20 protein-coding genes are annotated in these 19,023 nt (G+C 61.0%); 5 read left to right on the top strand and 15 right to left on the bottom strand.

The features are described from left to right. The gene (locus RE429_RS21310) at nucleotides 1-1,041 is read left to right on the top strand and encodes an MFS transporter (RefSeq protein WP_414475345.1); all 1,041 of its coding nucleotides are present in this window, start codon (nucleotides 1-3) and stop codon (nucleotides 1,039-1,041) included. Between the two features lie 533 nt (nucleotides 1,042-1,574). Here the strand turns inward: RE429_RS21310 and RE429_RS21305 are convergent. From RE429_RS21305 to RE429_RS21290, 4 genes are all read right to left on the bottom strand, one after another. Continuing rightward, the gene (locus tag RE429_RS21305; RefSeq protein WP_414475344.1) at nucleotides 1,575-2,966 is read right to left on the bottom strand and encodes an MmgE/PrpD family protein; all 1,392 of its coding nucleotides are present in this window, start codon (nucleotides 2,964-2,966) and stop codon (nucleotides 1,575-1,577) included. An 80-nt stretch (nucleotides 2,967-3,046) separates the two neighbouring features. Continuing rightward, nucleotides 3,047-3,967: a transporter substrate-binding domain-containing protein gene (locus RE429_RS21300; protein ID WP_414475343.1), complete on the bottom strand. Its 921-nt coding sequence runs from the start codon at nucleotides 3,965-3,967 to the stop codon at nucleotides 3,047-3,049. A gap of 47 nt (nucleotides 3,968-4,014) precedes the next feature. Next, nucleotides 4,015-4,767 (bottom strand): amino acid ABC transporter ATP-binding protein, encoded by a 753-nt coding sequence (locus tag RE429_RS21295; protein WP_414475873.1) that lies wholly within the window; start codon nucleotides 4,765-4,767, stop codon nucleotides 4,015-4,017. Nucleotides 4,768-4,830: 63 nt separating this feature from the next. Next, the gene (locus tag RE429_RS21290) at nucleotides 4,831-5,748 is read right to left on the bottom strand and encodes an amino acid ABC transporter permease (protein ID WP_414475342.1); all 918 of its coding nucleotides are present in this window, start codon (nucleotides 5,746-5,748) and stop codon (nucleotides 4,831-4,833) included. Between the two features lie 193 nt (nucleotides 5,749-5,941). On the opposite strand from RE429_RS21290, the gene RE429_RS21285 reads away from it, so the two are divergent. Both RE429_RS21285 and RE429_RS21280 read left to right on the top strand, forming a co-directional pair. Next, nucleotides 5,942-6,268: a helix-turn-helix domain-containing protein gene (locus tag RE429_RS21285; RefSeq protein WP_414475341.1), complete on the top strand. Its 327-nt coding sequence runs from the start codon at nucleotides 5,942-5,944 to the stop codon at nucleotides 6,266-6,268. Nucleotides 6,269-6,510: 242 nt separating this feature from the next. Beyond that, nucleotides 6,511-6,798, top strand: coding sequence for a hypothetical protein (locus tag RE429_RS21280; protein ID WP_414475340.1), 288 nt, complete (start codon nucleotides 6,511-6,513; stop codon nucleotides 6,796-6,798). 151 nt (nucleotides 6,799-6,949) lie between these two features. Here the strand turns inward: RE429_RS21280 and RE429_RS21275 are convergent, their stop codons facing one another. The 8 genes from RE429_RS21275 to RE429_RS21240 all read right to left on the bottom strand — a co-directional run bounded on the left by RE429_RS21275 (nucleotide 6,950) and on the right by RE429_RS21240 (nucleotide 14,308). Then, entirely contained in the window at nucleotides 6,950-8,323 is a 1,374-nt protein-coding gene (locus RE429_RS21275) for an MmgE/PrpD family protein (protein WP_414475339.1), read from the bottom strand. Nucleotides 8,324-8,386: 63 nt separating this feature from the next. After that, nucleotides 8,387-9,208 carry an HpcH/HpaI aldolase family protein gene (locus tag RE429_RS21270; RefSeq protein ID WP_414475338.1) on the bottom strand — a complete coding sequence of 274 codons (822 nt, stop codon included), beginning with the start codon at nucleotides 9,206-9,208 and terminating at the stop codon, nucleotides 8,387-8,389. Nucleotides 9,209-9,255: 47 nt separating this feature from the next. Beyond that, nucleotides 9,256-10,134, bottom strand: coding sequence for an isocitrate lyase/PEP mutase family protein (locus tag RE429_RS21265; protein ID WP_414475337.1), 879 nt, complete (start codon nucleotides 10,132-10,134; stop codon nucleotides 9,256-9,258). Between the two features lie 54 nt (nucleotides 10,135-10,188). After that, entirely contained in the window at nucleotides 10,189-10,983 is a 795-nt protein-coding gene (locus RE429_RS21260; RefSeq protein WP_414475336.1) for an HpcH/HpaI aldolase family protein, read from the bottom strand. Nucleotides 10,984-11,049: 66 nt separating this feature from the next. After that, nucleotides 11,050-11,799, bottom strand: coding sequence for an ABC transporter permease (locus tag RE429_RS21255; protein WP_414475335.1), 750 nt, complete (start codon nucleotides 11,797-11,799; stop codon nucleotides 11,050-11,052). A 50-nt stretch (nucleotides 11,800-11,849) separates the two neighbouring features. Further along, entirely contained in the window at nucleotides 11,850-12,668 is an 819-nt protein-coding gene (locus RE429_RS21250) for an ABC transporter ATP-binding protein (RefSeq protein ID WP_414475334.1), read from the bottom strand. Nucleotides 12,669-12,747: 79 nt separating this feature from the next. Next, the gene (locus RE429_RS21245) at nucleotides 12,748-13,767 is read right to left on the bottom strand and encodes an ABC transporter substrate-binding protein (protein WP_414475333.1); all 1,020 of its coding nucleotides are present in this window, start codon (nucleotides 13,765-13,767) and stop codon (nucleotides 12,748-12,750) included. Between the two features lie 232 nt (nucleotides 13,768-13,999). Continuing rightward, complete coding sequence (locus RE429_RS21240) at nucleotides 14,000-14,308, bottom strand: DDE-type integrase/transposase/recombinase (RefSeq protein ID WP_414475332.1); 309 nt, start codon at nucleotides 14,306-14,308, stop codon at nucleotides 14,000-14,002. Between the two features lie 47 nt (nucleotides 14,309-14,355). On the opposite strand from RE429_RS21240, the gene RE429_RS21235 reads away from it, so the two are divergent. Together RE429_RS21235 and RE429_RS21230 are read left to right on the top strand one after the other, a co-directional pair. Then, nucleotides 14,356-14,493 (top strand): hypothetical protein, encoded by a 138-nt coding sequence (locus tag RE429_RS21235; protein WP_414475331.1) that lies wholly within the window; start codon nucleotides 14,356-14,358, stop codon nucleotides 14,491-14,493. Beyond that, nucleotides 14,490-14,654 carry a hypothetical protein gene (locus tag RE429_RS21230; protein ID WP_414475330.1) on the top strand — a complete coding sequence of 55 codons (165 nt, stop codon included), beginning with the start codon at nucleotides 14,490-14,492 and terminating at the stop codon, nucleotides 14,652-14,654. Before RE429_RS21235 ends, RE429_RS21230 begins: the two co-directional genes overlap by 4 nt. 453 nt (nucleotides 14,655-15,107) lie before the next feature. On the opposite strand, the gene RE429_RS21225 is transcribed toward RE429_RS21230, so the two are convergent. From RE429_RS21225 to RE429_RS21215, 3 genes are read right to left on the bottom strand one after another with little or no spacing between them, the layout of a single operon-like run. Beyond that, nucleotides 15,108-15,986: an isocitrate lyase/PEP mutase family protein gene (locus RE429_RS21225; RefSeq protein ID WP_414475329.1), complete on the bottom strand. Its 879-nt coding sequence runs from the start codon at nucleotides 15,984-15,986 to the stop codon at nucleotides 15,108-15,110. Nucleotides 15,987-15,990: 4 nt separating this feature from the next. Further along, on the bottom strand, nucleotides 15,991-17,166 hold the full coding sequence (locus RE429_RS21220) for an ABC transporter ATP-binding protein (RefSeq protein ID WP_414475328.1): 1,176 nt from the start codon (nucleotides 17,164-17,166) through the stop codon (nucleotides 15,991-15,993). After that, nucleotides 17,159-18,925, bottom strand: a complete 1,767-nt coding sequence (locus RE429_RS21215; protein ID WP_414475327.1) for an ABC transporter permease — start codon at nucleotides 18,923-18,925, stop codon at nucleotides 17,159-17,161. Before RE429_RS21215 ends, RE429_RS21220 begins: the two co-directional genes overlap by 8 nt. Nucleotides 18,926-19,023: the final 98 nt, after the last annotated feature.

Raw genomic sequence — 19,023 nt, 5'->3', positions numbered from 1 at the left:
ATGTTTCTCGCTCTTCTCGTTCCCTATCTGCTGAGTCAGTTCTACCGCGCCTTTCTGGCCGTGGTAGCTGGCGACCTGTCGCGCGATCTCGGGTTCGACGCCGCTGGGCTTGCGAGTATGCAGGCCGCTTTCCTGCTAACTTTTGCGCTGTCGCAGATCCCCGTCGGGCTGGCGCTCGATCGCCTTGGCCCACGCCGGACGCTTGCCTTCGGCATGTGCTCGGCCGCGATCGGTAGTGTGTTCCTAGTTATTTCGACGTATCCTTGGCACGGAATGCTAGCGATGGCTCTCATTGGAGCGGGCTGCGCACCTGTTCTGATGACGGGCTTCTACCTGATCGCCCGGAGCTATCCGCCCAACCGGTTCACGACCATGTCGTCGCTCCTCCTGGGGCTCGGGTCGCTCGGTGATCCATTGAGCGGTATGCCGCTGGCGCTTGTGGTCGAGGCGTTCGGCTGGCGGCCCACTATGCTCGGAATGGCGGGCATCACGGCGGCGAGCCTGGCCTGCGTCTCAATTGTCCTACGCGATCCGGCCCGCCCCGCAGCGCCTAGCGGCTCAATCACGCCCTGCGCCGGGGCGAAGCAGATCCTAGTGATGCGGGCGCTCTGGGCGATCTTCCCGCTTGCGCTCGTCAGTTATGCTTGTGTGATTGCGGCACGCGGGTTGTGGATCGGGCCTTATCTGGAAGCGGTCCACCACTTCGGGCCGAATGCATTGAGCCTTAGCGCGACTGCGATGGGTTTTGCGATCGCGGCAGGTGCGCTGCTCTACGGCTCTCTGAACCGCCTGTTCGGCAACGCCAAAGACACAGTCGCGGCCGGTACGGCGGCTACCGTGGCAGGGTGGTTGCTGCTGGGCCTTCTCGGAAACCACTCCGGCGCGGTGGCGCTCGGGCTCCTGCTCCTTGTCGGAGCCTGCGGCATGAACTTTGCTATCGTGATGGCGCATGCCCGCTCGTTCATGCCCACCTACCTCCTGGGGCAAGGCGTGACGATGATGAACTTCGTCTTCTTCCTCGGGGCAGGACTAGGGCAGTGACTGTCTGGGCGCTACGTCCGAGCGGCCGAACTCGCCTCAGTGGCGCCTGCAGATACTTATGGGCGGCTGTTCACCGGGTTTGGGCTAGTACTTGGGGTTGCGCTTGCAGTCTACCTCTTTGCGCCGCGGGAGCGTCGGCAACACCCGTGAAAGGGCGAAAGAACGAGGGAGCAGCCGGATTTCAGATTTTTCTCTGCCCGCTACGAGGAAGGTGGCGGGGCGGCCGCGATAGCTAATGTCCAGCTTGAAAGTACGTTTAGAAAGCGCTGTGGGATGCGGCTGTCGAGCAGATATGCTTACCGTTCCTCAGGATGCGAACCTCATCGCCAACGGCGACCTATGCCCTACACTGATCCCAAAAGCGCTTCAACTGTCAGATCAAATACCAGCTACTACGTCGGGTACCAGAGCGCTCGATCTGCCGCGACGGCTGGCCTGGTACAATCAGCAGCGCCCGCATGGGAGACTTGGCTGACGAACACCGGCTCAAGCCCTCGCTGGAACAACCTGATCAGAACCCATATCGAGCGAGTTCAGCCCGCATGCGCCGGTGCGAGGTCGCGCAGGAATGCCAACCCATCCTTGTCGCCCGGGGCGCTAGGCGCCTCGCCGAACCTCCACACCATCTGTGCGAGCCGCAAAGCCGCCTGTTGTCCGAGCACCGGCTCGGTCAAATCGAGGAACTTGGCCTCGAGCGCCTGATCATCGACTGGGTTGGCTGGATTTCCCAGCGGCTCGCTCACTGTCTCGCTCATCGTGACGCCGCCGCCGACGACACTGACCCGCGCGGTAGACCGCCCCGCTGTAATCGATGGGTCGTCCGATGCGCTCACCTCAATCCGCTCGACGAGCGCGCGGATCCGCGAATCGCCGCGCGTGTTCTCCCCGAAGTGATCGAGTCGGGGTGCACCGAACAGCAGCGCGGCGGCAACGCCGTAGCCAATGCTCATCTGGGCAGCGGACATACTATCGAACGTCCTGCCGTCGAGGCGAGCCGATTCCGTAGAGGTCTCCACCAGGATGCGGTCGATCGCCTCGACGCAGGAGGCTAGTTGCGGTCGCAGCGCCAGCACGGCGTCGATGACCGAATGCAGCCTCCGGCAACAGGGATAGGGCTTCACATAGGTCTGCAGCATCAGCCAGTGCCGCCCGAGGCCACGGAGTGCCTGTTCGCCATCGAGCGCGCCGTCCGTGAAGGCAGTGGCAAAGCCGCGCGGGCCGTGGAAGATATCAAGCGGGCCGGCAATGCCGGCGTCCGCGAGGTGCGCGCAGACCACCCCATTGCGGGCAGTCCGGCCGACATTGATGCACCAGCTGTCGAGCCAGCCGCCGTGATAGTCGAACAGCCCGCCGGCGTCGGAGCCGGCCATGCCGAGGGCATGTGCGATGGCACGGGCCTCGCTGCCGAGGATCTTCGATGTGCCGGCTGCTGCGCCGAACACCCCGATCAGCGGCGTTGCGTTGAAGCCGCGTTCGGCCGACTTGCGCGTGGCGATCGCGAGCCGTGCCGCGACCTCATAGGCGGCGGCTGTCGCGACGACAACGTCGCGGCAGGAGGCGCCCCGGGCCTGCGCCGTGGCCATGATGGCCGGTATTGCGGTCGCCCCGATGTGAATGGCTGCCTGAGCGTGGCCGTCGTCGAGTTCGAGCACGGAAGCCGCAGTACCGTTGGCGAATGCTGCGTTGGGGACGGAGAGCGCCATTTGCGTCCCCGGAAGCGACGCTTCGCCGGGACCCTCCGAGGACAGCAGGTAATTCCGGACTGTCCGCGCGATGGGCGAACCTGCCCCTGCAATCGTCACTCCCAGATGATCAAGCAGGCAGCGGCGCACGTGATGGACGGTTTCGGGCGGCAGGTCCTCGTAGCGTAGCGTCGCGATCCAGTGGGCCAGTTGTTCCGATAGTGTCACGTCCGCGGCGGGCATCCGATACTCCACAAATCTAGTGTCGACGAAGCCGGGCTCCGGAGCCGCGATGCGCTCGTCGGAGCCCGCCGGTTGCAAGGTCAGTTGAGGCCGGTATCGGGCAGCGCCTGGTTCACGACCACAGTGTCAAGCAGCATCTTGTCATCGAGGCCGTACAGCTGGAACACCTTCTTCATCGTGCCGTCCACCAGGAGGGAGTTGACGGCCGCGCTCAGGGCCTTGGTCAGCTCCTGGTTTTGCTTGAGCACCAGCAGGCCGTGCATCTGCAGGTTCCAGCCTTGCGGTGCCGTTTCTGGCGCGACAACCATCACCTTGCCGCCCTCGATCGCCTTCATGGCGCCCAAAGCCGTCGGCGTCGACACGAAGGTGGCATCCGCCGCGCCGCTGCGCACCGCCAGGATGGTGTCGGGCGTGTTGGGCAGGGTGCTTATGTTCACGGCGGGCAGGCCCCTCGCCTTGCAATCGACACTGAGGCTGTCGAAATAATCCGGCGGCGACCAGCCCTTGAGTACGGCGAGCCGTTTGCCGCAGAGATCCTTTCCGTTTGAGAGGTTTTGAGGATTGCCTTCCCTCACCACCAGAGAGACGCCGTACTTCATGTAGTCGATCATGTTGACTACCTTCTGCCGGCCTTCCGTGTCGGCATCGGTGCCCAACATAAGATCATAATTTCCGGCCTGAAGTGCCGGGATGATGGAATCATGCGTCACGCGGCCAAGCGTGATCGTGGTGCCGAGCCGCGCGGCGATCGCATTGCCGAAATCGATGAGCACCCCGTAGGGCTTGCCAGCGTCGTCGAACATCGAGAAGGGGGGCTGAGGCGGGTTGTATTCCGCGCGCAGCCCCTTCTCCTTGTTTTTCTCCGGCAGGAGCTTGGCAATCTCAGGATCCTTCTGGATCACCGTGCCGGCGACGGTGACGCTGTCGGCCGCACGGGCTTGCCCAGCCGCAATGAGTGCGACGGCCAGGGTAGAGGCGATCATCGTCAAACGGGTCATCATCAGTCATTCCCCTTCCGTTCTGGTTTGAACTGCCGCGATGGCGGCGCCTAGAGCACACTGGAAAGAAAGGCCCGGGTCCGCTCGTCCCGCGGCGAGCCCAGGATTTCGCCAGGGGGCCCGATCTCAACGAGGCGGCCCGAATGCATGAACGCCACGCGGTCGCAGACCTCGCGGGCGAAGCCGATCTCGTGGGTCACGACGATCATCGTCATGCCGTCCTCGGCAAGCTCCCGCATGACGCGCAGCACGTCGCCCACGAGTTCTGGGTCCAGCGCACTGGTCGGCTCGTCGAAGAGGAGCAACTTCGGGTTCATCGCAAGAGCCCGCGCGATGGCGACCCGCTGCCTCTGCCCGCCGGAAAGTTCGGAAGGATAGGCGTTGGCCTTTTCCACCAGCCCGACGCGCTCAAGCAGCGCGAGCGCCCGCTCCCGGGCCTGCGCGCGGGGCTGCCCGAGAACACCGACGGGCGCCTCGATGATATTCTGCACTGCTGTCATGTGGCCGAACAGGTTGAATGACTGGAAGACCATGCCGACATGCCGGCGCATACGGCTGACCTCGCGCGGATGGAGTTCACGCAATATATTTCCCGTGCGCACATAGCCGACCATTTCGCCGTCGACGGAGATCATGCCGCCGTCGATGCGCTCAAGGTGATTAATGCAGCGAAGGAAGGTGCTTTTTCCCGAGCCGCTCGGCCCTAGAAGGGCCAGAACTTCGCCTCGCGCCACCTCTAGATCGATCGATTCGAGAACGTTAAGAGCTCCGAACGACTTGCTCACGCTGATCGCTTCGACCATGGGGCGTACGGCCGTTTGGGCAGGTGCGACTGCATTCAGGGAAGGCAGGCCGGTGGTAAACATCTAGACGCGCCCCCTGTTCTGCAAGGCGACGCCCCGGCCGTAGCGCCGCTCAAGCCAGCTCTGCGGGAAGGCGAGGAGACTAGTGAGGAAGAGGTACCAGAGGCTGGCGACGATCAGCAGTGGAATAACCTGGAAGTTTTCCGAATAGATGAACTGGACCGTCGTCATGAGATCCTGCCCGCCGATGACCGAGACCAGCGACGTGGTCTTGAGCATGCTGATGACATCGTTGCCCATGGGCGGGATGATCGTGCGCATGGCCTGGGGCAGGACGATGCGCCGCATGGTGCGCAAGGGCCCCATGCCAAGCGAGTGAGCCGCCTCGCTCTGCCCGTGGTCCACGGAGAGAATGCCGGCGCGAATAATCTCGGAGGCGTAAGCGACCTGATTGAAGGTGAGCGCCAGCAGCGCCGCCATCATCGGATTGATCAGATCGGCGGTCTGCGCCGACCAGAACACCGTTCCGGTAAACGGCACGCCGATGCTGATCATGGGATAGACGGCGCCGGCATAGGCCCAGAAGATCAACTGCACGAGCATTGGCGTGCCACGGAATATCCAGACGTAGAATCTCGCAATGCCGGACAGCACGACATTGTCGGAGAGCCGCATGATGGCCAACACCACGCCGCCGGCGACGCCGACGGCGATGGCGACGACGGTTAGGTAGATCGTCACGAGAACACCTTTCAGTATTATCGGCGCGAAAATGTATTCTCTGACCAGATCTATCTGGATATTGGGATTGTTGACGAGTGACCAGGCGACCGTGGCGAGCACCGCGAGGGTCAGGGCTGCTGAGAACAGCTGCCAGGGGCGGCGCCGCCGCAGAACACGCAGCTCGGCATGCTCCGTGCCCGGTACCGCACGACCGCCGATTTTGCCTGAAGCGCCGACAAGGACAGTCCCATCTGCCACCAGTCATCTCCTGTCCGTGCAGTTGGACAATAGGATTTTGAGTTGAACGCAGTTGGGATAACCTTGCCAATTTTTTATACGAATGGCCAAATAAGCGGACCTTATACCCATCCAGAGAATTGCAGACTCCGATTTGAATTGACCTTCCTGGCATGATTCCCTGGTGGCGGGCGCGAGGTTGCGGGAGAGCAGCATGGCCGGGCTCTGGATCCGCCAGGACTGCTCGCCCTCGGATCTGCTGTCGCGGGCGGCCCATGAAGAGGACTGTCGGGCTGCTCTGCATCTCCTGGCCATTGCCAATGCACTGGAGGGTATCACCCGGGCGGAAGCCGATCGGCTCACCGGGATGGAGGGCCAAGCCCTGCACGATGTCATCCAGCGCTTCAATGCCGACGGTCATGACGGCCTGCACGACCGCCGCCGGTCCGGCTGTCCGGAACGGCTCACGCCCGGGCAGCAGGCGGCGCTCAAAAAAGGAACTGCCCTCAACGCTGCACGCCCTCGCGGCGAAGCATCCTGACACCCGCCTCCAGCTCTGGTGTCAGGACGAGGCGCGCTTTGGCTAGAAGATCCGGACGACACGGGTCTGTACGAACGTGGCGCGCATCCGTCTGGGGTGGTCGATCAGCGTTTCTACAGCCTGTATCTGTATGCCGCCTACCGCCCCAGCACGGATGAGACCCTCGCGTTGATTCTGCCGCAGGTGAATGCTGAGACAATGGATGTCTTCTGGAACACTTCGCCCGGCAGCTGGCACCGGGCGTGCGCGCGGTGCTCGTGCTGGATCAGGTCGGCCGGCACGACGTGCGGGCCTTGCACGTGCCAGCGACCATCACGCTCGTGCCGCTGCCGTCAGCCTCTCCCCAGATGAACCCGGTGAAGCGGGTCTGGCTGTGCCTGCGTGAGCGCTATCCCTTGCATCGCGTGCCCGACGATTATGACGCGGTGTTGGACGCGGTCGGTCATGCCTGGAGCCGTCTCCTCGACGAGACAGGCCGTCTCGCAACATTGACGGCCTACCCATATCTCACCGCGCTAGCAATTTCCTGAACGGGTATGATGTGCCTTTTACTGAGGAATTTGATTGAGCGACAAGCACGACAAAATGTATCCGACCCACGGATTCTGAGCCATACAAAATTGTCGTTCTTGAAGTATGGGGGTCTTCAAGTGGGTGTTGCTTTGTCCACGTGTATCTTCGTCAAGCTGTCCCGTTCAAGAGGTACATTAGTTGCGCATTGCCGCGGCCCTCGCCCAGAGACAAGGTCGCAGCGACAATCTGCTGCGCCGCCTCGCTGCCGACGACCGGATCAGCCAGGGAGCGGAACTTACCGATGAGCGCCTCGTCGCTGACAGGCCGGGCCGGTTCGCCGGTGGCCGCGTAGATGGTTGCCTCGCACGTGGTTCCGCGCGCTGTCACCTCGACCCTGGCTGCGAATCGGGTGGGATCGGCGACCGTAGGATCGTCAGCCGTTCTCACCTCAATCCGCTCGATCAGGTGCAGGACTCGCGAATCGCGGCGTGCCTCTTCCTCGAAATGATCGAGGCTCGGCGCGCCATACACCAGAGTGGCGGAGGCACCGTAGGGGATGCTCATCTTCGCCGCGGCCGCGCTCTCGAAGCGCCGGGCGTCCAGACGGGCCGACTCGGCGGACACCTCCACCACGATCCGGTCCACAGCAAACGGATCGTGGACCTGCCCGTCCTTGAGCGACAGCACGGCGTCGATGATGGAGTGCAGTCGCCGGCAGCATGGGTAGATCTTCACTGCCGTTCCGAGCAGCAGCCAGTCCTGCCCGAGACCCTGCCGAATGACGGCCGGCTCAAACGCCGGACCGGCGAAGGCGAGGCCGAATCCTTTCGGTCCTTCGAAGATGTCGAGTGGTCCGGCAACGCCATGCTCGGCTAGCGACGCGCACAACAGGCCCTCGCGCGCCACCCGGCCGGCGTTGATACTCCACGCGTCCAGCCAGCCACCATGATAGTCGAACAGACCGCCGGCATTGGAGCCGGCCATGCCCAGCGCGTGCGCGATCGTACGGGGGCCGCTGCCGAGGATCCGGCAGGCGCCGAGGGTTGCGCCTAATACGCCGACCGCCGGCGTGCAATGGAAGCCGCGCTCGCCCGCCGCCGGGCAGAGTGCGATGCCGAAGCGCGCGGACACTTCATAGGCGAGCGCGATCGCTGTAACGATGTCTGCGCCCGAGGCGCTTTTGGACTGGGCGGCGGCCAGGATGGATGAAATGCAGGTGGCGCCCGGATGGATGGTCGCCTCTGCATGGCCGTCGTCGAGTTCCAGCACCGAGGCGGCCGTCCCGTTGGCGAGGGCCGCTCCAGCCGCGGACAACGATAGGTCCGTGCCAATCACGGCCACCCCGCTGCCGCCGTCCGTCTCACGCAGATAGGAGCGGACCGCGCCTGCGAGCGGGGATGTCGAACCTCGCAGGGTGACACCGATATAATCCAGCAACGCTCGCCGGGCCTGGTGGAGTACAGCCTGCGGAAGATCCTCGTACCGAAAGTCCGCTGACCATTGCGCCAGCGTCGTCGACAGTGTTTCGTTCTCGGCCTGCATTCACGGTCTCCAGCAGATGGGAGGCCTGGCCGCACATGGGCCGCCAGGCTCTGCGCTTCTCGATTACAATGCCAGTGCAGCCGGCCGCTTCGCGCCAGCGCCAACGACGCTGCCAAAGGCGTGACGGATGCGGTCGGCCGCGATCTGGAAATGCATCGTATCCGTCCCGAACAGGACTCCCGACACGCCGTCTTTGAACATCTCGGCCATAACGGTGCTGGGGTCCCGCAGCTCGAGTGGGATCGCGAAGACGTAGACGCCGTGCTTCGCTCCGGCGTCGCAGACGCGTCGCAGCGCGTCGCGCGTCTTCCCTACAATGGCGTCGGTGAAGCCCTCCTGCGCGGCGCCGATCGAAACGCCGAAGTCGCCGGGCCCGAAGAGGACGGAGTCGATGCCCTCGACCTTCATGATGGCGTCGATGTTCTCCACCGCGACTATGTCCTCGATCAGCGGAATGATCGCGACATGGTTAAATGGGTTCTTGGCATAGTCTTCCCATACCTCGTTGCGGTAGCGAGTTGCCCGCACGTCCGGGCACATGCCACGAACCCCCATTGGAGGGAACGCCGCGGAGGCTGCGGCCCGACGCGCCTGCTCAGGCGTGTTGATCCGAGGAACAATGACGCCCTGAGCGCCGCGATCCAGTGTCTTCATGATGAGGACTTCGTTCAACCGTTCGACGCGGACCACCGGCGACAGGCCGAACGAGTCGGCGGCCCGGATCAGATGCGCAATGTGGCCGGTGTCGTATTCCGTATGCTCGGTATCGAGCATCGTGAAGTCGAACCCTGTCTCGCCGAGAATCTCGACGTTATGAGGCGATCCGGAATACAGCTCAAGGCCGATCATCCTTTTCTTCGCGCGAATCTTGTCTATCAGTTTCATCGGAATCCTCCAAAGTGGAACGAGGTAAAGGAGCAGGCCCCGCCGGCTTACAGCATGTTGAACCGGTCCCTTAGCGTCTGCCATTGCTGGATTTTCGCGAGGGATTGTATCTCGCCGAGCGGGGTGTTGTTCTCGACGAGGTCGTCGGACGAGATGTGACGCTGGCATCTCAACTTCCCGAAGCTGTTCTCCATGCCGCGATACGCTGCCGACAGGCCCAGCGCGCAGTAGACCAAGGCTTTGTAGCCCATCGCCTCATAGGCCGAGACGGGCAGGCAACACGCAGCGTTCTCGGGCACGTCTCCAACAAAGGCGATCACCCGGCCGGGAAACGCGTCTGCAACATCACGAAGCTCCTCCTCGGTCTGCTGCTCGCAGAAGATGCAGTAGTCCGCCCCCGCGTCGAGATAGGCGCCTATCCGGCGCTTCAGCCCCTCGAGACCCTCCGTGCTCTTGGAATCGGTACGCGCGATGAGCATGAAGTCAGGATTTGAGCGTGTCTCTACTGCTACCTTGACCTTGGAAACGGCGTCCGCGAGCGGGATTACCGCACGGTTAGTCTGCTGCGAGCATTTCTTTGGGAAGGGCTGATCCTCAAAATGCACAGCCGCAACGCCCGCATTCTCGTAAGCGTGAATTGTCCGCGCGAAATTGGTGAGGGCGCCGAAGCCCTGGTCGATGTCGCACACGACAGGAATGTCGAGGACGTTGATTGCGTTCACGGCAACCGACAGCACCTCGGTCATGGTCGTGAAGCCCCAGTCGGGATATCCAGCCATGCTCGCCGAGATGGAGAACCCGCCGAGATAGGCGGCGGAGAACCCGGCCTTCTGCACGAGAAGGGACGACAGGGCATCATAGCCGCCGGGAATGACGACCGTTTTTTCCTGCGCGAAGACTTCGCGCAGCTTGCGTGCGTTGCTCATTGTAGAACCCTCATTGTTGGCAGCGGCAGGGCGTGGACGGGACGCGGCAATCCATCAGGCTTCGGTGAGGCTGCGGATGCCGCCCATGATGCTGCGGCATTGCCGTGAGAAAAGCAGCGCGTCAGCATCGTACATGACCATGCCGACGCCCATCGCCAGCAGCTTGCGCACCGACTCGGTGGGGTCGTCCCCAATGACCGGCATGCCTTTGAGAACAACATTGTGCCTGCGAGCAGCCTCGCGCACCTTCTCGAAGGCTTTCTGGACGATCGGCTCAGCGAGGCCTCTCGCCCCCACGCCGAGGCTTTGACCGAGATCCCCCGCACCGAAGCCGATCACGGAAACACCCGGAAGCGCGCAGATCTCGTCGATGCTCTCGAGCGCCGAAGCATTTTCGATAAGCGGAATGAACATAACTTCCCTCTGCATCCAGGCGAGGTAGTCACTCCAGACGGCATCGTCGAAGCGCGCGACCCGGGTGACGGGGCACATGCCACGCCGGCCCTTCGGCTCATAGTAGACCGCGTCTAGCGCCTTCTGCACGTCCGCCGCGTCGATTACCTGCGGTACGATGACGCCATGCGCGCCAGCCTCGAGCACGCGGCTGATGTCCTTCGGATTGTTCTGGGCGACCCGAACGAGGCTCGTCAGCCCAGTGGCATCCGCGGCGCGGATCAGGTTCTCGATGGTCTCGATCCCGAACGGAGTGTGTTCCTGGTCGAGCTGCACGAAATCGAATCCGGCCCAGCCGACCATCTCGACAATGCGCGGGCTGTCCAGCATGATTTCGAACCCGTAGGGTATCTGCCCTGCCGATATCTTCTTGAGAACTCTGTTTTCTGACCACATCACGTGAACTCCGATAAGAAACGATGGACAGCAGTGTCTGGCGGATCGGCCGCTGCAATGCCGCTGTCAGGCGGCGGGGCGCCAGCGCAGTAACCTGCGCTCGAGCCTTAGCAGCAGGACGTCGCAGCAATAGGCAATCGCCATCACGATGATGACAGCGACGAACACGTCGCGCAGGTTGAGTAGTGCCGCAGCGGCACTGACCATGTAGCCGAGGCCGCCGTTGCCCGCGACCATCTCGGCTACAACGGCGCCGCCGAAGGCGTTTCCAACGCAGATCCGTGTGGCAGCGAACAGCCACGGGATAGAGCTCGGAATGATAACCTTCTTTTGAATATCCCTCTTACCGGCGCCAAGAAGGCGCGCAACCAGGACAAGCTCTCGATCGACGCTTTCGATGGCGCTGATCGTATTAACCAGAACGACGAAATAGCAGATCATGAAGACCATCATGATCTTCGACGGTGAGCCGATACCGAACCAGACAATGAAGAGTGGAATCAGCGCTAGGCGAGGAACTGCGTTCATAACCCCGACGAAGGGGTTGAGAACGGCTTTGACGTACGCTGACCTCGTGATCAGGAACCCTGAGACAACACCCAAGACCATGGCAAGCGCGAAACCAGCGGCTGCCTCGTAGAAGGTAACACCTACCGCGTACCAGCCTTCCGGTGAAGAAAGATATCGGACAGCTTCCGGGAAGATCTTACTTGGCTTGCTGATCCAGAATTCGTCAACGATGCCGAATGTTGCAACGAGCTCCCACAGAATGACCCCGCCTATGGCCAACAAAACTCTGACCAACGCTATGGGCATGTAGAGCCCCCTGGAAGTGGGCGCTATCGCTAGGGATGGGGATGCATGTGTCATGACGCCTTATCGAGCTCCTGCGCGGTTACTTCAGGGCGGAGTTCTTCCCATAGTTGCAGATACAATTCCTGCGCGGTCGTATTGAATCGCGTTTCAATCAACGAGCGTGGGCGTTCTATTGGCACCGTAACCAAAGACTTGATGTAGGTTGGGCGCGCCGACATCACGACGACTCTGTCGGCAAGCGTTATTGCTTCGGTCAGATCGTGTGTCACGAACAAGACGGTGGTGCCTCGAGCATCCCGGATGCGCATGAACTCTTCCTCGACCAGCACCTTGGTTTGCGCATCGAGCGCTCCAAAAGGCTCATCCAGCAGGAGAATTTCTGGGTCCTGCGCAAGCGTCCTCGCGAGCGACGCGCGCTGGCGCATCCCATGAGATAGCTGCGACCGATATTTATACTCTGATCCTGCAAGTCCCACGAGCCTGAGGAGTTCGAATGCCTTCTCCTTTCTGTCTGGGTCGCCGCGCAGTTCCGGACCGAGCGAGACGTTTTCCCACGTCGTACGCCAGGGAAACAGTGAGTCGTTGGCAAACATGTAGCCTACGCCCCGGTCCGGATTGATGCCATCGACCTGGCGTCCCTTTACCCGGACCGATCCACGGTCCGGCTTTATGATGCCGGCAACCATGTTCAACAGCGTCGACTTCCCACACCCGCTGGGACCGATGATGGCGATGAACTCGCCCTTAGCAATGTTCAAGGTGACGTTGTCGACGACGGGCACGGGGTCCAGTGAAGCGTCATGGGATGGGAATGAATGGCTAACGGAGTTGAGTTCGACGAAAGACATCAAATCAGGTGTAGCGTTCATTTTACTTTCCATGCAGAGAATTCTGCTAAGCGCACGCGGGTTCGGTCCGACCACGGGCCGAACCCTACTTTTGCCTGACTTATTCTTCCGCCGCTAAGCCCGCGACAACCTCTTCGTAGGGTATCGACTTGATTCCCAGGACCGTGAAGGAGCGCCTCACGTCGTCCCGGGTGATGACGATCCTGAAGGCCGGAATCATGCTCTTGACCTGCTTCTGCAAGAGATCATCGGGCGTATCGAGCTTGAGATGCTTGCGAGTGATGTCCGCGAGGTATTTGGTGTCGGTGCTCGGGTCCTGGATAAACTTAATCCCTTTGGCGAGAGCTCTGCTCGCGCGGATGATCCGGTCCTCTTTCGCAACTGGGGCCTTGGCGAGCCAGATGTCATAAATCAAGCCGTCGAGCCCAACGGACGCAGCTCCTTCCTTCGTTCTCAGATCCAGAACCACTCGTCCCTTTTTCAACTGATCGGTGAGCATAGAGATGTAAGGCTCACTCTGAAGTACCGCATCAAGTTGATCTGCAGCCATCATTACCGAGGCGGAACTGCCTGATTGAACCTGGGTGAGGACGATGTCATTGAATGTCATGCCTGCGCCCTCGAGCAAATGCTTCATGACGATATAGGAGTTCGATCCGATTGTGCTTGCTGCTACCCTCTTTCCGCGCAGTTTGTGCATGATGGCAGGGTATCCGTCAGAAGCGACCGGCCCAGGCAGATCGCTGCGAACTTGCAAAGCGTATGACAGGCTGGTGTGGTTCCCTGCGATCACGCGCAGATCCTGGCCCTTCTCGTTTGCCGCGGCTAGTGCTGGCAATGACAGATCCGTCATATCAAAGCTACCGCCCAGAAGGGCGGCCATCGTTTGCGCGCCGCCGCCGCCAACATTGATAAAGGTCGGTTTGACATTCTCCTCGGCAAAGAAGCCCTTATCCTCAGCAACCCACAGGGGAAGGTAGAGCGCCAGTCCCGGCAATAGTCCAAACTTGACCTCATCAGTTGCCTTCTGCGCACGGGACGGAGTTGCGGCGAAGGAGATTGCGAGGGTAGCGGCGACTATGAGGGTTTTAGCGGCTTTGCCGATGATAGATCGTGGCATACTTGTTCCTCCTGATGCTGCGCATTGCTTGTTCTTCTTCTTATTCTTTTCTCAAGGTTAGCCTCTCACGGCCTAAATCATTTCGGAAATTAATTCAGGCAATGCAGGTATAATGACGGCTTATCGTAGCGCACCCTCGTTCCCTTGCCGCTCCAAGACACCATCACGTTATCGGAGAAGGCAACTTCTATCCTGGGTATAGGTCCCAATCAGACGACACTCGCGATACTGGTCACCTCGGCTCAACCCTGAAAGGTCCGATCACGATCCCGACGATGTCCGCGGCATTGGTATTGGCAGGACGACGGAATTGGTTCGCGACCTGGTCGTGGGCCGAGAGGAAGCGCGGAGCCTGCCCGGTTGATTTGAAGCGCTTCATGATCTGGTCCCGTCGGCGGATCGGCCGATGGCTGCTCTCGGCTCGATTGTTCAAACCCCGGTGCTGTCGATGTTCGATACCCGGCATCACAGCCTTCTTCGCGGAGGCATCGTTGGCCAGCTTATTGGTGAATGTCACGCGAGGCGGGAGGGACCGTTGCATTAACCCCGGCCGTACAACAAGGAGCGGTTCATCGAAGAGCCGATCCCGTGTCTCTGTTCAAGCGCCGCCGCTTTCCGGCCGAGATCATCCTGCTGTGCGCGCGCTGGTATTGTAAGTACGGCATCAGCTACCGTGACATCTATAGAATATCATCGAGGCGGATCATGGCGCGCTCAAGCGCGTGATCCGGCCGACGCGCGGCTTTCAAAGGATGAAAACTGCCGCCGCAGCCCTGGGGGGCTTTGAAGTCACGCGCATGATCCGCCGGGGCCACTGCCTCCTCACACAGCCAGGAGCAACAGGCGAAATCCGTCTCGTCAACAAGCTCTTCTGTCTTCCCGCGTGACGAAGCACACGAGGTGAGGATTGTTGTGCGTTATCCAAGTCACTGCAACGGAGCCGTGCAGTGAGCGCAGACTGGTGCATCGTGCGGACCCGGCGGGCCGCGCTGCGAAAAGTGGACCTGGTTCTCGCTAACGCGGCTCTTCGGGTCAGCCCGCAACGATGCGCGTGGTCTAAGAAGGGAGCATCGGTTTCAATCCCAAAAGCGGATTCCACTTTTGCGGCCGATGCTCTAGGGGGCATGCAGAAACAGATGAAAGGCAAATGGCACCAGCACCGCATCGTCGCCAACGCAGATCGCCATTTTGGCGTGTATGGCGAGCTACCTTGTCGCTACGAACTCAGACATCCGTGCGCTTGAATCCGTTGGATGCCTCAGCCGTTGCGCCAACTGGCATCAGGCTAGACAGTTCGCTTTCCCTGTCGAGGGCATGAGCATTGCTGGTTGCCATTAGCCTCAGGAGGTCCTAGCGGCGGTCAAGCGAATACCATCCTCGAAATCGCGCAGCGCCTCGATGCCTACGATCTCGTTTAGAGTCTCGAGAGTGACCGCAGACCGAGCGATGTCGCGCACGCTCCGGGACTCACGGACGCGTTGAAGCATCGAAGTCACGGCAAAGGAAGAAGTCCGCAGAATGCTGCTCGGCAAGGCGGCGAACTGAAATCCGATCCTGAAAAGCTCGTCCACGGCGATGTCATCTGTGAACTCGCCTTCTCCGATCGAGACCACGTGCGGGCCCTCGATTTCCGAGGCGAGAATTCTGAGATCCTCGATCGAGCGGGGACTGTGCAAACATACCATGTCCGCTCCGGCGGCCTTGAACGCTTTGCACCGGCGCAGCGCCTCCTCGAAGCCGAGCACGTCACAGGCGTCGGTCCGCGCCATGATTACCAGTTCGTCGTTGCGACGGGCCCTCACGGCCGCCTCGATTTTGGCAACCGCGGCACCGATCGGCTCAACCATTTTGTTCTGCATGTGGCCGCAGCGCTTCGGCCAGCTCTGATCCTCGATCTGCAGGGCCGCGGCACCTGCATTCTCGAACTCGCGCACCGTCTGGCGCACGTTAAGGATACCGCCGTAGCCAGTGTCACAATCGACAATCACTGGAAGTGAGGTAACGCGGCACACCGCATTTACCACCTCGCACATTTCCCCGAAGGCAATAAGCCCGATGTCGGGTAGCCCGTATCGCTGCGCGGCGACTGAGTAGCCGCTGAGATAGGCGGCCTTGTAGCCGGCCTGCTCGACCAAGAGGAGATCAAGCGGGCCGCCGCCCCCGGGGGCGAAGACGATGTCGTCACTGTCGAAGAGGGCGCGCAATGAAGGTCGATTCATGGCATCACTTTCCTGGTACTAAAGTGTCAATATCCGCGTGAGATGCTCGTGCGTTAAGAGCTCGAGCGGCTTGCGCTGGCCCGGGTGAGCGGAGGCCAGCTGCGTCGTAGGCGATGAGCGAATCAGGCGAGATCTCCAGAAAACAACGGCCGTACGCGCTCGGCGCAGCACCATAGGCCTCGATCACTGAATTCCCGCACCGAAACTTATACTCATAGCGGAAGCCCACATATGCTTGTTCGACCAGTTCGGCCGTCAGCGCGTTAAGTGGACGAGTACGGTTGCCGGACTGTTTGACGACAGCTTTCTCCGGCCGGAAGGCGAGCACAACTTCGATGCCGGCGGCGGAGCTCGCCATATTAGGTACGAGAAGCTCTTCATTCGTGCCCTCAATCTGCACCGAGGCCTTTTCGCCGTCGACGGAGGATACCGTACCGTGTAGAAAGTTCATGCGGCCGACGAAGGCGGCGACGTCCATCGTGGAAGGTGTCTCATAGACTCTGCGGGGATCGGCTATCTGGCGCACGCGTCCGGCGGACATGACCGCGACATTGTCGCTCATCGCGAGCGCCTCTTCCTGGTCGTGCGTAACATAGACCGTGGTTATGCCTAGCTCCTTTTGCACTCGCTTGACCCAGGTGCGGGCTTGATGGCGAAGGCGGGCATCGAGATTCGAGAGCGGTTCGTCGAGCAAGAGGACAGTGGGCGAGTAGACCAAAGCCCTGGCAAGTGCCACCCGCTGCTGTTGTCCGCCTGATAATTCGTGCGGATAGCGATGCCCAAAGGCACTGAGGTCAACCACCTCGAGGGCATCCCCGATCATCCGCTTGCGGGCATCATGCGGTACCTTTCTTATGCTCAGCGGCAGCGCCAGGTTCTGGGCCACGGTCATGTGCGGCCAGAGGGCGTATGATTGAAACATCATTCCGACATTACGCTCCTCGCATGGAACTGCAATCCCCGCCTCCTTGTCGAAGATAGTGCGCGCACCGATGCTAATCCGACCATGGCTTGGCGTGTCGAGGCCGGCAATGCAAGCAAGGGTCGTCGACTTACCGCAGCCGCTCGGTCCGAGCAGAGTGAAGAACTCTCCGTCGGCGATATGAATGTCTACATTGTCAACGGCGCAAGTTCCGTCCGGAAAGACGCGGCTCAGTCCCGAGATAACGATATCAGGCATGGTGTTTCTTTCCCGTGAGTGCCTTGACGATGATGACGACGCTGGTGCTGAGAATGACCTGCACCACGGCGAGAGCGCTGACCGGCCCTGTGCTCCCTTGTGTCCACAAGGACAGCAGGGCGCTGCCGATAACCTGGGTGTCCGCAGTCACTAAGAAGACGGCGGTGGCGTATTCCTTCATCATGATGACGAAGGCCAGTAGCATTGCGGCCACAAAGGCAGGGCGCAGCAGTCCGAACAGCACCGCACCAAATATCTTGACCCAGTCGGCACCTGAGACCCGTGCGGCGAAGTCAAGTTCCTCGTGAATTTGCATCAGCGATGACGCGACGGAGGAATAGGCGACCGGCAGGGCGCGAATGCCGAACGCCACAATCAGTGTGAGAATGCTGCCGGTGACGATGTCGCCTCCCCAATTCTGTGGGATACTGCTGAAGGCCCAGAAGAGACCGATGCTGAGCACGGTGCCGGGCACGGCAAGCACGGATAGGATAAGGTACTCGGTGAGGCGCCCCAGCTTGAAGCGCGAGCGACGTGCGACCACGGCGGCGACGATCGCCAGCCCACTGATGAGGATGGCGCCAATGCCGGAGACGACGAGGCTCGTGGTGATCGGCTCGTGATAGGCAGGCACGGTGTAAAGAACAGCGTAGTTCTCAAGGGTCAGCACGCTGAAGGGGTTCATCAGTGGGGTGAAGACCTGGGTGAAGGAGCGAAAGATAAGGGCCGCAAGCGGCACGACGGTTGCAATGAGCAAATAGGCTGAGATCGCAGCAAAGGCGATCCAGCGAAGCCATCCCAACGGCAGCACATGTGGGCGGGGCACCTTTCCGCGCACGGTGATGAACCGTTGAGACCGCTTCAGAATGAGACCTTGGGCAACCACCAGTCCGCCAAGAACGATGAGGACCAATACTGATGCGGCGCCGAGTACGCTGAAGTCGGGATCCACAGAAGTAAGCCCGTATTGATACAGGAAGCTCGAGAACAGGTTGATGCCGTTTGGCATTCCCAGCAATAGCGGGACGCTGAGGGCCTCAATGCTCATGCTGAAGATCAGCAGCGCGCTGTAAACCACCGGCGGACGCAGCATCGGTACCATGATGCGCCGCAGAATCTGATAGGGCGAGGCGCCAACCGACCGTCCTGCCGCCTCCAATGATGAATCGAACTGGCGAAGGCTATTGGCGCAGTAAACATACGCGATTGGCGCAAGGCCGGCGGATTCAACCGCGGCCATACCAGGGATGCTGTAGAGGTTCCATGGAACGAAGCCTAGCAGATCTTTTGCATACGTACTTGCGAAGCCGGCCGGCGAGTAGATAAGGATCCAGCCGAAGGAAAGAACCAGGGCCGAGATGAAGAACGGCCATTGCATGAAGAAATCGAGCAGCGCGCGGCAGGGCACGTCCGTCTTCACGACCAGAATGGCCATAGGCACTGCGACGATCAACGCAAAGAGCGTGCTGAGGACAGCGAACAAGACAGTGTTGAGAATGACTTCTGCGAATCCGGCTTCACTGAAGAGGCGGGCATAAGCATCCAGCGTGAAGTGGATGTCCGGCTCGTATAGTGGGCGGTCGAGGAGGGACTGTAGAAGTATCGGGACGATCGGTGAGAGGACGAGCAGGAGCACCAGAAGGAAGGTGCCATAGATGGCGATGGCGCTTCGCGAAACGCCGAGAACGCGACGGCCTTTCGGGGTCCATTCCCGCAGGTTCGAGGCGCTATCAGTGCGAAGGGGTGCTGCAAGCGTCATTCGTGTGCCTCAAGCAGGTTGCTGGATTGTATCAAGCAGTGGAGATCCGCACCGATACTGGGTAAGCGTGCGCCGCTTCGGAACATTCGGCAGCCGCA

The organism is Microvirga sp. M2 (assembly GCF_047497095.1).
Taxonomy (GTDB): Bacteria; Pseudomonadota; Alphaproteobacteria; order Rhizobiales; family Beijerinckiaceae; genus Microvirga.
The sequence above is the reverse complement of the archived record's forward strand: the minus strand, read 5'-3'. Positions and strand labels throughout refer to the sequence as shown.